Annotated in this window: 14 protein-coding genes, 1 other RNA gene and 1 riboswitch; of the genes, 11 read left to right on the plus strand and 4 right to left on the minus strand. The window is 34.9% G+C overall.

Annotated elements, in window-relative coordinates; translation table 11 throughout:
- Positions 1-146: 146 nt before the first annotated feature.
- Positions 147-587 (minus strand): YtoQ family protein, encoded by a 441-nt coding sequence (locus OEV82_RS10175; RefSeq protein WP_263061807.1) that lies wholly within the window; start codon positions 585-587, stop codon positions 147-149.
- Between the two features lie 478 nt (positions 588-1,065).
- On the opposite strand from OEV82_RS10175, the gene OEV82_RS10180 reads away from it, so the two are divergent.
- From OEV82_RS10180 to OEV82_RS10190, 3 genes are all read left to right on the plus strand, one after another.
- Entirely contained in the window at positions 1,066-1,908 is an 843-nt protein-coding gene (locus tag OEV82_RS10180) for a VOC family protein (protein ID WP_263061808.1), read from the plus strand.
- A gap of 467 nt (positions 1,909-2,375) precedes the next feature.
- A complete protein-coding gene (locus OEV82_RS10185; protein WP_263061809.1) occupies positions 2,376-3,860 on the plus strand; it encodes a catalase in 1,485 nt (494 codons plus the stop codon).
- Positions 3,861-4,044: 184 nt separating this feature from the next.
- Positions 4,045-4,491: an ACT domain-containing protein gene (locus OEV82_RS10190; protein ID WP_263061810.1), complete on the plus strand. Its 447-nt coding sequence runs from the start codon at positions 4,045-4,047 to the stop codon at positions 4,489-4,491.
- Between the two features lie 86 nt (positions 4,492-4,577).
- Here the strand turns inward: OEV82_RS10190 and OEV82_RS16175 are convergent, their stop codons facing one another.
- Complete coding sequence (locus OEV82_RS16175) at positions 4,578-4,946, minus strand: DUF3899 domain-containing protein (protein WP_173661234.1); 369 nt, start codon at positions 4,944-4,946, stop codon at positions 4,578-4,580.
- A 358-nt stretch (positions 4,947-5,304) separates the two neighbouring features.
- Here OEV82_RS16175 and OEV82_RS10195 point away from each other — a divergent pair, with 358 nt between their 5' ends.
- The 6 genes from OEV82_RS10195 to OEV82_RS10220 all read left to right on the plus strand — a co-directional run bounded on the left by OEV82_RS10195 (position 5,305) and on the right by OEV82_RS10220 (position 11,782).
- Complete coding sequence (locus OEV82_RS10195) at positions 5,305-6,993, plus strand: peptide ABC transporter substrate-binding protein (RefSeq protein WP_263061811.1); 1,689 nt, start codon at positions 5,305-5,307, stop codon at positions 6,991-6,993.
- A gap of 137 nt (positions 6,994-7,130) precedes the next feature.
- Positions 7,131-8,060, plus strand: a complete 930-nt coding sequence (gene opp3b, locus OEV82_RS10200) for an oligopeptide ABC transporter permease (RefSeq protein WP_173661238.1) — start codon at positions 7,131-7,133, stop codon at positions 8,058-8,060.
- Positions 8,060-9,214, plus strand: coding sequence for an oligopeptide ABC transporter permease (gene opp3C, locus OEV82_RS10205; RefSeq protein WP_173661240.1), 1,155 nt, complete (start codon positions 8,060-8,062; stop codon positions 9,212-9,214). The genes opp3b and opp3C overlap by 1 nt, the downstream gene beginning before the upstream one ends.
- Before the next feature lie 17 nt (positions 9,215-9,231).
- Positions 9,232-10,287, plus strand: a complete 1,056-nt coding sequence (locus tag OEV82_RS10210) for an ABC transporter ATP-binding protein (protein ID WP_173661242.1) — start codon at positions 9,232-9,234, stop codon at positions 10,285-10,287.
- Complete coding sequence (locus OEV82_RS10215) at positions 10,284-11,222, plus strand: ABC transporter ATP-binding protein (protein WP_173661244.1); 939 nt, start codon at positions 10,284-10,286, stop codon at positions 11,220-11,222. The genes OEV82_RS10210 and OEV82_RS10215 overlap by 4 nt, the downstream gene beginning before the upstream one ends.
- 266 nt (positions 11,223-11,488) lie before the next feature.
- Positions 11,489-11,782, plus strand: a complete 294-nt coding sequence (locus tag OEV82_RS10220; RefSeq protein WP_263061812.1) for a hypothetical protein — start codon at positions 11,489-11,491, stop codon at positions 11,780-11,782.
- Between the two features lie 55 nt (positions 11,783-11,837).
- On the opposite strand, the gene OEV82_RS10225 is transcribed toward OEV82_RS10220, so the two are convergent.
- Both OEV82_RS10225 and OEV82_RS10230 read right to left on the minus strand, forming a co-directional pair.
- Positions 11,838-12,347, minus strand: a complete 510-nt coding sequence (locus OEV82_RS10225; protein WP_263061813.1) for an ECF transporter S component — start codon at positions 12,345-12,347, stop codon at positions 11,838-11,840.
- An 8-nt stretch (positions 12,348-12,355) separates the two neighbouring features.
- Positions 12,356-12,784, minus strand: a complete 429-nt coding sequence (locus tag OEV82_RS10230) for a DUF4430 domain-containing protein (RefSeq protein ID WP_263061814.1) — start codon at positions 12,782-12,784, stop codon at positions 12,356-12,358.
- A gap of 122 nt (positions 12,785-12,906) precedes the next feature.
- A riboswitch (cobalamin riboswitch) is annotated at positions 12,907-13,089 on the minus strand.
- Positions 13,090-13,242: 153 nt separating this feature from the next.
- Between OEV82_RS10230 and OEV82_RS10235 the strand changes: the two genes are divergently transcribed.
- Both OEV82_RS10235 and ssrS read left to right on the plus strand, forming a co-directional pair.
- Positions 13,243-13,731 carry a PaaI family thioesterase gene (locus OEV82_RS10235; RefSeq protein WP_173661250.1) on the plus strand — a complete coding sequence of 163 codons (489 nt, stop codon included), beginning with the start codon at positions 13,243-13,245 and terminating at the stop codon, positions 13,729-13,731.
- 92 nt (positions 13,732-13,823) lie between these two features.
- Positions 13,824-14,018, plus strand: a non-coding RNA gene (ssrS, locus tag OEV82_RS10240) — 6S RNA.
- The last annotated feature ends 81 nt before the right edge of the window (positions 14,019-14,099 follow it).

Below are 14,099 nucleotides of genomic sequence, written 5' to 3' on the forward strand. Positions count from 1 at the left end.
CACAATCTCCTAAAATTTGTAGGTAATATCAAGCTGTTTTCAGGAAAATGTAAAAAGAGCGAATTGAGAAACACAAGGATTTCTCAATTTCGCTCTTTTTTTGGGGACTTATTGGACAGCCCCGATTTCTGTCTGACATGAATAGTTTATTCAAAAATATAACTAATTACATCTAGTGCTTGATCGATTGTTTCCACTGTTACATTTGCTTTGTTAGAAAGCTCTTTTAATGGGTGAATTAAAGATTCTGGTCGTATAATAATTGTTGGTTTGTTTAACGCAATGGCAGTACTTGCATCCATTGCTGTGTTCCATTGTTTATATTTTTCACCAAATAAGGCAATAACAATATCTGCTTTGTTCATTAGCACTTGTGTTCTAAAGTTATTAATGTCCGATGCCGCATCGTCCTTATAAAGTTTCCCTGGTTGTTCCCCAAAAATTTCATTTCCAATATTATCTGAACGGTCATGGTCGGTTTGTGGCCCAACAAATGTAAGTGGTAAATTTCGTTCTTGTGCCTTTTGTTTTACTTCCTCACGCCAACTATCATGAATCTGTCCAGCCAAATAAACCACGAACTTCATATATACCCCTCCTATTGTTTTGACTCTAATTTAATCATATTAAAATTTAGCTAGCATAGCAAAGAGATAGTTTTACGTAATATATGAAAGTTTTGAAGATTGAGGGATTACTATATTATGAACATTTAAAGATAATATACTGAGAGAATGTTAGAAAATTGTCTTTGGTGGGAAAAATTAAGAGATGATTTTAGAGAGAATCTCGGTAACATAACAGCCTAAAATGTCTATGAGAGATCGATTGCGACTAAAATGAGTAAGATTGAACACCCGAGAAGGGTTGTCGTGGCTAAAAACGAGCAAGAAAGGCTCTGTTATTGGTTTACTAACGAAAACTTTACAGCGCATTTCATATTACCTTAAAAAAATAGAATTTGACAGGACATTTAAAGCCATAGTATGTTATTACCATAAGATAAAATACTATTTCGTATATCGCTAATTCAAAATAAATATATAAAATAAAGGAGTTAACAAAATGAGTATATTTCACCAACCGCCAGCTATATATGTTAATGAAGTAAATATTAAAGTAAGCAATTTACTGAATTCTATTCAGTTTTATAAAGATATAATTGGTTTAAAAGTTCTGGCTCAAACAGAGACAACCGCAAAATTATCAGCTGATGGAAAGACTACGCTTGTATCATTAAAACAAATTGAACATGCACAACCGAAGTCAAGGACTGCAGGATTATATCACTTTGCCCTTCTTCTCCCCTCTCGTAAGAGTTTATCAGTCTTTTTAAGACATCTTGATCAAACGGGTTATCCTTTCGGTGCAGGAGACCATTTAGTAAGTGAAGCATTATATCTTGATGACCCAGATGGAAATGGAATTGAAGTTTACAGTGATCGCCCCGAAAGCAAATGGGTTTGGAAAGAAGACCTCGTCGTAATGTCTACCGAACACATTGATGCGAGAGGAATTCTTCAAGAAAGTCAATCACCTTGGGAGGGTTTACCAGCAGAGACAATTATGGGTCATATTCATCTTCATGTTTCCAATTTAAACGAAGCTAAAGAATTTTATACAAAAGGTCTCGGTTTTGATGTTGTAAGCCATTATCCACAAGCGATTTTCATGTCTTCAGAAAAATATCATCACCACATTGCAATTAATACTTGGACGGGAATTGGTGTTCCCCCTACTCCGGAAAATGGTGTTGGATTAAATTGGTACGAAATTGTATACCCGAATGAAACTGAAAGAAAAGATATGATTCATCGATTACAATCGTTAGGCTATAATGTTTTGAAAGAATCCAACTACTATGTAACGAAAGATCCTTCGGGAAATCAAATTCGACTAACGATCTAAACAAAGGAATCCGTTAATAAATGGGTTCTTTTTTTAAAAAAAGTATAGAAACAAATCAAAAAGTTATTCTCCTTAAAAAATATCCAGATCAAAAAATTTCGCTGTCTATCTTAAATAGCAACTTTAAATACTGAGTTTTCAAAAAATTAATACAAATTTTTAGCCATTTTAACCCATTTATGACATAATAGTAAGAGTAAGGAAACTGTTTTCTCAACTAAATTCGATAATTTTCCCTAATTGAGAATCAAAAACATCATATTTGAAACTCAAGCCGTTTTATATTCAAATTACCTCTTTTATTTACAAAATAGTGGTTTCAGAGACTGTAATATTGGTATAAAACTAGAAAGTAAGTTATAATGATTGCTAAATAATAATAAGTGTGATATTGTAATAATTACAGAAAAGCTTACAGGCAATTTATTGCCAATAAAGAATGAGGAATATTTGGAGGTGCTCTGTAAATGACTGAAAAGAAAAGATTAACTACTGCGTTTGGTAATCCTGTTCCTAATGATAATGATTCTAAAACGGCTGGCCCTCGTGGCGGATTATTAATGGAGGACTATTGGTTCCTAGAAAAAATGGCCCACTTTGATCGTGAAGTTATTCCTGAACGTCGTATGCATGCAAAAGGTTCTGGTGCATATGGTACATTCACGGTAACGAACGATATTACGAAATATACAAAAGCAAACCTTTTCTCTGAAGTTGGTAAAAAAACAGACGTATTTATTCGTTTTTCAACAGTAGCAGGAGAACGTGGTGCAGCAGATGCAGAACGTGATATTCGTGGTACAGCTATAAAATTTTATACAGAAGAGGGAAACTGGGATTTAGTAGGTAACAACACACCTGTATTCTTTATAAGAGATCCAAAACGTTTCCCAGACTTAAACCATGTTGTTAAACGTAATCCACGGACAAATATGAGAGATCCCCAAGCAAATTGGGACTTCTGGACAAGTTTACCAGAAGCACTACATCAAGTAACAATTGTAATGAGTGACCGTGGTATCCCAGCAAGCTATCGTCATATGCATATGTTTGGTAGCCACACGTATTCAATGTTCAACGATAAAAATGAGCGTGTTTGGGTCAAATTCCATTTCAAAACACAGCAAGGGATTAAAAACTTAACAGATCAAGAGGCTGCAGAGCTAATTGGGAAAGATCGCGAAAGTCACCAACGTGATTTATATGAGGCCATTGAACGTGGTGATTATCCAAAATGGAAAATGTATATACAAGTAATGACAGAAGAAGAAGCTCGTAAATTACCATACAACCCATTCGACTTAACAAAAGTGTGGTATAAAAAAGACTTCCCACTTATTGAAGTTGGAGAAATTGAATTAAACCGAAATCCTGATAACTATCATGCCGAAGTAGAACAAGCAGCGTTTGCACCTACAAACATCGTACCTGGAATTGGTTTTTCTCCAGATAAAATGTTACAAGGTCGCTTATTCTCGTATGGAGATACACAACGTTACCGATTAGGTGTAAACTATTGGCAAATTCCAGTAAACTATCCGAAAAATGCGAAAAACTTCAATCCTTACCATCGTGATGGGGCTATGAGAATTTTAAATCCTGTTGTAGGTAATGATGTGACTTACAGTCCGAACTCATATGATGAATGGCAAGATAGTAAAGAGCATCAAGAACCAGCGTTAGATATATTTGGAAATGCTGATTACCACAATTTCCGTGAAGACGATGATAATTACTATGAACAACCAGGAAAACTATTCCGTCTAATGAGTGCAGAGGAACAACAGAGATTGTTTGAAAATACGGCTCGTAATATGCAAGGAACAACAAAAGAAGTGCAATTACGTCATATTTCTAACTGCTATAAAGCAGATCCAGCTTATGGAGAAGGTGTGGCAAAAGCACTTGGTATTCCTATGAGTGAAGTAGAAGCAGCTGTTGCTAAAAAATAATAAAAAGAATTTAAGCTAAAGAGGCAAGTGGATTTTTCCACTTGCCTCTTTTTGTGTTAATGGTACAACTCTTTATAGGAAATAATTTGCTATAAAAAAAGTAAAATTATATATTTAATGTAGTCACAACAACTGTTTGCAACAATAAGGAAGGATTGCTGAAAAACAAGAAGGGAGTGAAATTATGGTAGGAGATAGGGAAAAAATTTACTTAATACACTATGATATTTTACCAGAGGCAATTCAAAAAACGATAGAAGCAAAAAGACTCATAGAAACTGGTGAAGTGAAGACGATTAATGAAGCAGTACAACGCGTCGATTTAAGCAGAAGTGCTTATTATAAGTATAAAGATAAAATTTTTCCATTTAATGAAGCAACCAGCCAAAAAATTATTACCGTATCGTTAATATTGGAACATCGTCCTGGTGTTTTATCCAATGTCCTAAATTTCGTTGCCAATCATCAAGGGAATATTTTGACGATCAATCAAAGTATTCCTCTTCAAGGAATCGCTAATGTTGTTTATTCGATTGATACGTCCATGCTTAATACGACAACGACGAAATTTATTGAAAAACTTCAACAAGTGGATGGAGTTAGAAAGGTGGTTATTGTCGGTCAAGGTTAAAAATATATACGCCAATATTTAAAAATGAAGAGCGAAGAAAGTTATAATACCGTTCGCTCTTTTTTCTTCTTCGAATTCCTATACTTCTATAGTGAATAATAGATTACAAGCAATAGCAAAAGGACAATATTTAAAGCAACCGTTTGAATTTTTAATACTTCATATAATCGCAAGTTAATATTTTCAGAAGGTAGAGGCTTCTCTTTCCACTCCTCTAAAACATCATTTTTATGAAACATGATGTTTTTAAATCTTCGAAAACCAAAGATAAGCCCGTCAAAAAACCCCCCTTTAGCCACGAAATGAAATAAAAATACTGTAGTATATAAGAGAGCAAAATAAAAAAGTATATTAATAAACTGAACGAATAACTGATCGGGGGTTAAAAAAAGTACGATTGTGAAGATAATTATAATATTTACTATAAAAAGTAAAAAATGAGTTTTGTAATTCATATGAGCTCACCTAAAAAGAGTTGCTTTCAAAACATTATAACATGTTATGAAACAAATAGTAAAAATTATTTTCTAAAGTTATATTTTACAAAAAATTACATTTAATTATGTTAAAATAATATTATGTATTCTTAAATAATGTAAAACTTGATCGAGATAAAGTGTTAAAGCGAAAATAAAGTTAATTTTTAATAAATTCTTATAATTCGAACTATATAAATATAACTTTCTATTAGATTATTTCTTTACAAACATAATATTCTAATGTATACTCTTAAATATACATTCTTTCAATAAGTTTGATGAAGGATAATTTTCAGAAAATTAAAATTTATATTATTTTAGGGGGGTAAATTTTATGCGAACGAAAAAATGGTCAATATTGCTAGTTGCAGTATTGGTTGTAAGTATGGTTCTAGCTGCTTGCGGTGGCGGAAAGGACGAGGGTTCAACGAAAAACTCTTCAGGTGAAGATGCTGCTAAAGCAGAAGAACAAGTATTAAATTTTATAAACGGTGATTACATACCATCTATGGATCCATCCAAAGTAACCGATGAATATGGTTTCCAATTTGTCGGTGCGACAATGGAAGGGCTTTACCGCTTAGGCGAAGATGGTGAAATTAAAGAAGGAATCGCAAAAGGTGAGCCTGAAGTTTCTGAAGATGGCTTAACTTGGACATTCAAACTTCGCGAAGATGCAAAATGGTCAAACGGTGACCCTGTTACAGCTCACGATTTTGTTTATTCATGGCAACGTGCTGTTAAGCCGGAAACAAAATCGGAATATGGTCCATACATGATGGCTGGGGTCATTAAAAACGCAGATGAAATTAGTAAAGGAGAACTTCCTGTAGAAGAATTAGGTGTAAAAGCGATTGACGATTACACACTAGAAGTTCAACTTGCTAACCCAACACCATATTTTGAATCGTTAACAACATTCGGTACATTTATGCCACTTAACCAAAAATTTGTTGAAGAACATGGTGAAAACTTTGCAACTTCAGAAGCGACACTTTTATTCAACGGTCCATTTAAATTAGATATTAAAGATGATAATCAAAATATTACACAGGCAAATGAATGGAAATTAGTAAAAAATGAAGATTATTGGGATGCAGATACAGTACAATTAGAGGAAATCAACTTTGTTGTTTCCAAAGATCCACAAACGAACGTGAATCTTTATAATGAAGGCGACATTGATCGAGCAGATCTTTCTGCAGACCTAGTTGACCAGTACATCTCTCATGATGACTACCGTATTGTACCACAAGCTTCCGTATTCTATTTGAAAATGAACCAAGAACGTAAAGGTGAACAAACACCATTAGCAAACAAAAATATTCGTAATGCTATCAACAATGCAATTGATAGAGAAGCTCTAGTGAATGTTTTAAATAACGGCTCAATTGCTGCAACAGGATTAATTCCAAAAGACTTCGTGACAGTCCCTGGTGGCGGTGATTTCCGTGAAGAAAATGGCGATTTTGCAGCATATGACAAAGATACAGCACTTGAAGCATGGAATAAAGGTTTAGAAGAACTAGGTGTAGATTCTATTGAACTAGAATTACTTACAGATGACGCGGAAGGTGCTACAAAAACATTCAACGAAAACCTTGCTCATCAATTAGAAACAAATCTACCTGGATTAAAAGTAAATATTAAACCAGTACCATTCAAAAACCGTCTTCAATTAGACACAGATCAAGATTATGAATTACAAGTTGCTGGATGGGGTCCGGACTATCTAGATCCATTTACATTCTTAAGCTTGTTTGTGACAGACGGTGGAAATAACAAAATGGGTTACTCAAATGCAGAGTATGACCAATTAATTAGTGAAACACAAACTACTACTGACCAAGAACAACGTTATCAAAAATTCTTAGAAGCTGAAAAGATTCTATTAGAAGAATCCGGAATTGCTCCACTTTACCAACGAGCAAGATCTCAACTTCATTCACCGAAAATTCAAGGAGAAGTTATTAATAAATTCGGTGCAACTTACGAATGGAAATGGGCATATGTAGCTGAATAAATTGATTTCTACTAACTATAGACTATAGGGTAAAAATTAAGAGAGTGTATGTCCGATAGTACGGCATATACTCTCTTTAGTCTTGTAATTGAAGATGCTATTTTACTAACCATTTAATTTTTATAGGAGGTGGCATAATGGCACGATATATTTTACGCAGAATTGTCTATATGGTAATTACGTTATTTATCATTGCTTCTGTTACATTTTTCCTTATGAAAATGTTGCCGGGAAGTCCTTTAAAGGCAGAAGACAAATTAACGGAAGAACAAAAACAACTCGTCTTAGAAAGTTATGGGCTAAATGACCCCGTACCAGTTCAATACGTACGATATCTTGGAAACCTCCTGAAAGGTGATTTAGGAATTTCCTACAATTTTGATAATACTCCTGTATCTGATATTTTAATAGATAGACTTGGTCCATCTATGCAATTAGGTCTTTATGCTGTTTTGGTGGGTACATTTTTTGGAATAATCCTCGGTTTAATCGCAGCCATTTTCCACAATGGATTTTGGGATTACACGTCAACGATAATTGCAGTATTAGGTACGTCAATCCCATCCTTCGTTTTTGCAGGTTTACTACAATATATATTTGCTGTTGAATTAGGATGGTTTCCTGTTGCCTTATGGGGAGAACCGAAACATATGATTCTACCAATTATTGCATTAGCGATTGGTCCTATGGCCACAGCAGCAAGGTTTGTCCGAACAGAAATGATTGAAGTGAAAGGGTCAAATTATATCATTACTGCTAAAGCAAAAGGGTTAAGTAATTTAGAAAGAGTATGGAAACATGGATTCCGGAACGCACTCATACCTTTAGTAACCGTTATGGGACCAATGATGATTAATTTAATGACAGGATCGATGGTGATTGAAAAAATCTTTGCGATTCCAGGAATTGGTGAACAATTCGTTACATCGGTAGTCGTAAACGATTATCCGACAATTATGGGGACTACGCTTATTTATGCTTTTGGATTTATCCTCATTTTGTTAGTCATCGACCTCCTTTACGGATTAATTGATCCGAGAATTCGTGTAACTGGAGGTGGCAAATAGTGGATCAAAAAAATGTAAATAATTTGCCAAAAGAACTTTTTAAACCTCTAGTCAGAAAAGAAGATACGAGTGAAAAAATATCTCGACCTAGTCGTACATTTGGTCAAAATGCTCGACGGACTTTATTTAAGAACATCCCAGCGATGATTAGTCTAGTTGTATTAATTTTAATCATTATCATGAGTATTATTGGACCATTTATGAATAAATATGGCTCGAATGATCAAAATTTAGATCATGCAAAAATGCCGCCTCGTGTCCCTGGATTAGAGAAAGTATCTTGGTTAGGTTTTGACGGAACATTATCTGATGAATTGACAGGTGCAACAGTCGAACAAGCAACTCAAAAAGCATATATGCGATTTAATAACGAAGAAGACTATATTGATATTAAAGTCATTTCTGATGGCGACGGTTCACCAAACTCCGCGGAAATAAAAGCAACCTATCATATATATAAAGCAAAAGGTTTAGAAGATACGTACTATTGGTTAGGAACTGACCAGTTAGGTCGGGACCAGTGGACCCGCTTGTGGGAAGGAACTCGTGTTTCATTAATCATTGCCTTTGTTGCGGCACTTCTTGACCTTGTGATCGGTGTGGCCTATGGTGGTATATCTGGTTATTACGGTGGTCGAGTTGATAATGTCATGCAACGGATCATTGAAATTTTATCAGGCATACCAAGTCTAGTTGTGATTTTATTAATGATGTTAATTTTAAAACCAGGTATGACGTCAATCATTATTGCGTTAGTTATTACCGGTTGGACAGGCATGGCTCGGATCGTTCGTGGTGAAGTTCTAAAACTAAAAAGCCAAGAATTTGTTTTAGCAGCGAAAACACTTGGTACATCCGACGGGAAAATTATTCGGAAACATTTAATTCCAAATATAAGCGGGATCATTATTGTGAATACGATGTTCACGATTCCAAGTGCTGTCTTCTTTGAAGCATTTTTAAGCTTTATTGGTTTAGGGATTGCGCCACCTAAAGCATCCCTTGGTTCACTAATCGATATCGGATTTGATAATATGCAAATTTATCCGTATATGCTCGTATTCCCTGCAGCATTATTATCGATTATTATGATTGCATTCAACATTTTAGGTGACGGCTTGCGCGATGCATTTGACCCTAAAATGCATAAATAGAAGGTAGGTGTTATTAAATGAGTAAACTATTAGAAGTGAAAGATTTACAAATATCATTTAACACCTACGGCGGTGAAGTACAAGCTGTTCGAGGTGTTAGTTTCGACTTAAATAAGGGAGAAACGTTGGCCATTGTCGGAGAGTCAGGATCAGGAAAATCTGTTACTACTTCTGCGATAATGGGTCTTCTCCCAAAATCAAATACACAAATTAAAAATGGTGAAATTCTCTATAAAGGGAAGGATATCCTAAAATTTTCTGAAAAAGAAATGCAAAAAATTCGTGGTAAAGAAATTTCAATGGTATTCCAAGACCCGATGTCATCTTTAAACCCAACAATGAAAGTTGGAAATCAAATTGCCGAAGGCTTAATTAAACACCGTGGTTTAAGTAAAGCAGAAGCAAAAGAAAAAGCCATTGAATTACTTAGAAAAGTTGGTATACCAAAACCAGAATTGCGGGTTAAACAATATCCTCACCAATTTTCAGGTGGTATGCGCCAACGGGTTGTCATTGCAATTGCTCTTGCTTGTAATCCAGAGATTATTATTGCTGACGAACCGACCACGGCTTTAGATGTTACAATACAAGCCCAAATATTAGAATTAATGAAAGAAATGCAAAAAGATACAGGATGTTCAATTATATTTATTACCCACGATTTAGGTGTTGTAGCAAATGTGGCGGATCGGGTCGCGGTAATGTATGCCGGTAAAATTGTTGAAGTTGGAACGGTAGATGATATCTTCTACAATCCAAAACATCCATATACATGGGGGTTACTAGGATCAATGCCTACATTGGATGATAATGAGTCTGAAGAGTTATATACGATTCCAGGTACACCTCCTGATTTGACAAATCCACCTAAAGGGGATGCTTTTGCGCCGAGAAATAAATATGCTCTTGAAATAGATACCATGTATGAGCCTCCAATGTTTAAAGTTTCAGATACACATTACGCAGCAACTTGGCTCTTACATGAAAATGCACCGAAAGTTGAACTCCCAGATGCCATTAAGAAAAGAATTGATAGTTTCTTAACTAAGCAGCAAGGGGGGAACAAGCAATGAAGACGGAAGAAAAAATACTAGAAGTAAAAAATTTGAAAAAGTATTTTCCAGCTGGCCGAGGAAAAGTAGTCAAAGCGGTAGACGATATTAGTTTTGATATTTATAAAGGTGAAACCTTTGGGCTTGTTGGTGAATCAGGTAGTGGAAAATCAACAGCTGGAAGAACGATTATTCGGTTGTACGACGCAACAGATGGGGAAGTTTTATTTAAAGGAAAAAATGTTCATGCAAAACTTTCAAAATCAGAACAATTAAAATTTAATCGACAAATGCAAATGATATTTCAAGATCCGTCTTCTTCTTTAAATCCGAGAATGACAGTCATGGATATTATTGCCGAAGGACTTGACGTTCATCATTTAGTGAAAAATGAAAAAGAAAGAAAAAAGAGAGTGGAAGAACTTCTAGAAGCTGTTGGTTTAAATAAGGAGCATGCCAGCCGTTTTCCACATGAATTTAGTGGTGGACAAAGACAACGGATTGGGATTGCACGTGCTCTTGCTGTAGAGCCAGAATTAATTATTTGTGATGAGCCGATTTCTGCATTGGACGTATCGATCCAAGCGCAAGTTGTTAACTTGCTAAAAAGATTGCAGAAGGAACGGGGCCTAACTTATTTATTTATTGCCCATGACCTTTCTATGGTTAAATATATTAGTGATCGTATTGGCGTTATGCACTTAGGCCATATGGTTGAGCTTGCTGATAGTGATGAACTATATAAGAACCCTATACATCCTTATACAAAATCACTTCTTTCAGCAGTTCCACTTCCCGACCCGAATTATGAACGCAATCGTATCCGTCAAGTGTATGACCCATCTCAGCTAGACACAAGTGAACAACCACAATTCAGAGAAATCCGCCCAAGACACTGGGTTCGTTGTACAACAAAAGAATTTGAAAAGTATAAACGGGAACTAGAAGGTAAATAATAGAAAACAAGGTTCTATGTTAAGTTTGTTCCTTGGTGAAACATTTGTGACCATTCATTATAGTTCCCCCTAGTGAGAAGGTTGACCCAAAGTGGGTCAACTTTTTTTCGTAAGTAGTCATTTAAACACATTATAAGTGTCAATTAGAAAGATTAATAGATTAAAATGTAAATTTTATAAGTATCGTTAAAAGTTTTATTTGTTATTTTTGAATTTATATGTTTCACTTGTTACACTAGAACAGTAATGAAATGGAGGCGGGATCGTTGAGTAAGGTCTTAGCGGTGCAAAAGTATATGGTAGTAAAACGTGAACTTGATTTTATGGACTTTAAACAGAAGATAATTAAAGAAGAACGAAACATGTACTTATATCATGATAAAATAACGACGAAATATCATGAATTCCCATTAAAAACGGTTTTTGATATCTCTTATAAACCCTTAGGTAAAGATGGAGGTATATTGTATTTACATACAAATAAAGGGGTATTCTCTTATCACGTTGATTCGGATGCGTTAACATTTATTAAAATATTTAAACAATACCAAATAAAATAAAGGAGCTATTTCCAAAAGCCCCTTTAAAATTAACAAAATAAATTGTAAAGAACATTTACATCCATCGATCTAATCCAACTTTTTTTCTTTTAAAAAGTCTAAAAAGTACAGGATATAGAATAGCAAAAAACACCATATTTCCAATAGCATGGCTCATATCAAAAGGAAGTCCAGCTAAATAATAGACCCAAAAGTCCATTTCCATAATAAAGGACATCGCAATAGACATAATAAATCCGTAAAATAAACCACAAAATCCCGCATACATAACAAGAATGGGTAGCGGTATTTTAGTATGGACTCTACCTAATAAACCACTTATAAGTCCAATCATTGCCCAAATCAATACTTGCCATATTGCCCATGGCCCCATCCCTAAGTATAAATTTGATAGAATTGTACTTAATACAGCAATGACAATCGCCTCCATAGGACTGACAAGAAAAGAGGCGATAATAATAATGGTTGTCATCGGTTGTACGTTCGGGATGAAGGTAAAGATAATTCGTCCGACAACGGCGATGGTGATCAACATTGCTAATAAACTAATTCGTTTGGCATTCATCTTAAATATTACTCCCAAACTTCAAGGCTTAAAGACACTACGTCACCATCTTCAATTATTAAATCATTGGCACCGACAGCAGCTAATTCGCCATTCACTTTAATAGCAATATATTGTTTTTCATCACTATTGGCACGTAATTCACCAACACCATTGATAAATCCATTGGTTTCATCAACTTCAAAATTCTCTTTTAATACTTCCATTAAAGATTGTTTGTCTTTCAATTCAACGGTTTTTGATTCAACCTTCTTGTCTTCCAAGTCAAATATTTCAATTGTTGCTGTAATTTCTTGAACTTCTTCCTGTTTGGTCTCATTTCCTTGACTTGCAGGGGTGGAATTCTCAGTTGTTGTATCTTTGGCCCCATTTTGACAACCAACTAAAATAAGTAAGATCGAGAAAAGGAAAGCAGCGAGTAATTTTTTTTGATTCATACGAATATCCTCCTTTGAGATTTTTTGCCATAAAAAAAACATCCCATGGAGGAGATGTATTTGCGCACGAAAGAACAAAAAATTCTTTCCAGCAGACACACCTCCCTAAATCCACGTAGGGTTATGGCGTTAGAAAATAGGCAGGTCTCCTGGCTCATGATCATCATTCTCTATTTCCTTCCCATCTATAAAGACAGTGGAAAATAATAGAGAACTCCCATTCACAGTGGCGGGACCGCGTCGGATTTACACCGAACTTCCCTTTTAATGACTTTTTCAAGTCAACCTATTTCTTCTTATGAAATTTTCTTATAAAAATAATAATACGAAATTTTAAGTCTGTCAAACTTTGAAAGTATGATAAAGAAAACATATAGACAGAAGGACTTTACATCTATATATAATTATTAATATTTGGAACAATATTTATTATAATAAAATTTAAAGGGGGAGATAGTATGAAAGAATTTATTGAAAAAGCTGTTCAGGATTATTACAGGGACGAGATTGCTTGGTGTTATGGTTGTGGTAGATTACATAAAGATGGTCACCATTTTCGGACTGGTTGGTTAAACAACACGAATCAGACTGTTACATACTATAGACCAACGAAAGATCAAATAGGCATTCCTGGTTTTATTTACGGTGGATTAATTGCGTCTTTAATCGATTGTCATAGCATGGGTTCAGCGGCCCTTGTCCTTCATCGGAAAAATGGCCACGAAATTGGCGATGGGACAGAACCTCCACGTTTTGTCACAGCTTCTTTACATATAGATTATCTGAAACCTACGCCAGAAGGGGCACTTTTAAAAGCAGTTGGTACAGTAGAAGAGATCCATCCGAAAAAATGGAAGGTAGTGACGGAGATGTTTGCAGACGATATCTTTTGTGCTAAAGGAGAGGTGATTGCCGCTGTCATGCCTGATACATTTAAGAAAAAATAGGAAGATACTGTACAAATTAGAGAAATACATGCAATATCAAAAGATTAAAAGATAGCCATTGAAATCTATATCAAAATCATTTAATCTTTAATCAAGAGCTACATTGTACGTAATGTTAATAAAGTTTTAACCTAAATAATAAATCGGGAGTTTAAGAGATGAAGCGGGAATGACAAATCTTCGTCTAAAAGACTTGAAGGGCATGCAGGAACGCTTCTGCAAACACCCACTTGTAAGAGTGGTGGTTTATAAACTTCATTATCAAATACGGCAAAAGTGGCCTTAACCAGTTTCTTCGGAGACTGGTTTTTTTTATTATAAAGTCGTTTAAACGTGAAAGTTTCGAAAGTAATTCTTTATAGTTGTCG

The sequence above is a fragment of the Pallidibacillus thermolactis genome (assembly GCF_025660415.1).
Taxonomy (GTDB): domain Bacteria; phylum Bacillota; class Bacilli; order Bacillales; family Caldibacillaceae; genus Pallidibacillus; species Pallidibacillus thermolactis.

Bases quoted from the DNA above. Each gene is read 5' to 3' on its own strand.
- OEV82_RS10175 (WP_263061807.1), bottom strand. From the start codon at position 587: ATGAAGTTCGTGGTTTATTTGGCTGGACAGATTCATGATAGTTGGCGT.
- OEV82_RS10180 (WP_263061808.1), top strand. From the start codon at position 1,066: ATGAGTATATTTCACCAACCGCCAGCTATATATGTTAATGAAGTAAAT.
- OEV82_RS10185 (WP_263061809.1), top strand. From the start codon at position 2,376: ATGACTGAAAAGAAAAGATTAACTACTGCGTTTGGTAATCCTGTTCCT.
- OEV82_RS10190 (WP_263061810.1), top strand. From the start codon at position 4,045: ATGGTAGGAGATAGGGAAAAAATTTACTTAATACACTATGATATTTTA.
- OEV82_RS16175 (WP_173661234.1), bottom strand. From the start codon at position 4,946: ATGAATTACAAAACTCATTTTTTACTTTTTATAGTAAATATTATAATT.
- OEV82_RS10195 (WP_263061811.1), top strand. From the start codon at position 5,305: ATGCGAACGAAAAAATGGTCAATATTGCTAGTTGCAGTATTGGTTGTA.
- opp3b (WP_173661238.1), top strand. From the start codon at position 7,131: ATGGCACGATATATTTTACGCAGAATTGTCTATATGGTAATTACGTTA.
- OEV82_RS10210 (WP_173661242.1), top strand. From the start codon at position 9,232: ATGAGTAAACTATTAGAAGTGAAAGATTTACAAATATCATTTAACACC.
- OEV82_RS10215 (WP_173661244.1), top strand. From the start codon at position 10,284: ATGAAGACGGAAGAAAAAATACTAGAAGTAAAAAATTTGAAAAAGTAT.
- OEV82_RS10225 (WP_263061813.1), bottom strand. From the start codon at position 12,347: ATGAATGCCAAACGAATTAGTTTATTAGCAATGTTGATCACCATCGCC.
- OEV82_RS10230 (WP_263061814.1), bottom strand. From the start codon at position 12,784: ATGAATCAAAAAAAATTACTCGCTGCTTTCCTTTTCTCGATCTTACTT.
- OEV82_RS10235 (WP_173661250.1), top strand. From the start codon at position 13,243: ATGAAAGAATTTATTGAAAAAGCTGTTCAGGATTATTACAGGGACGAG.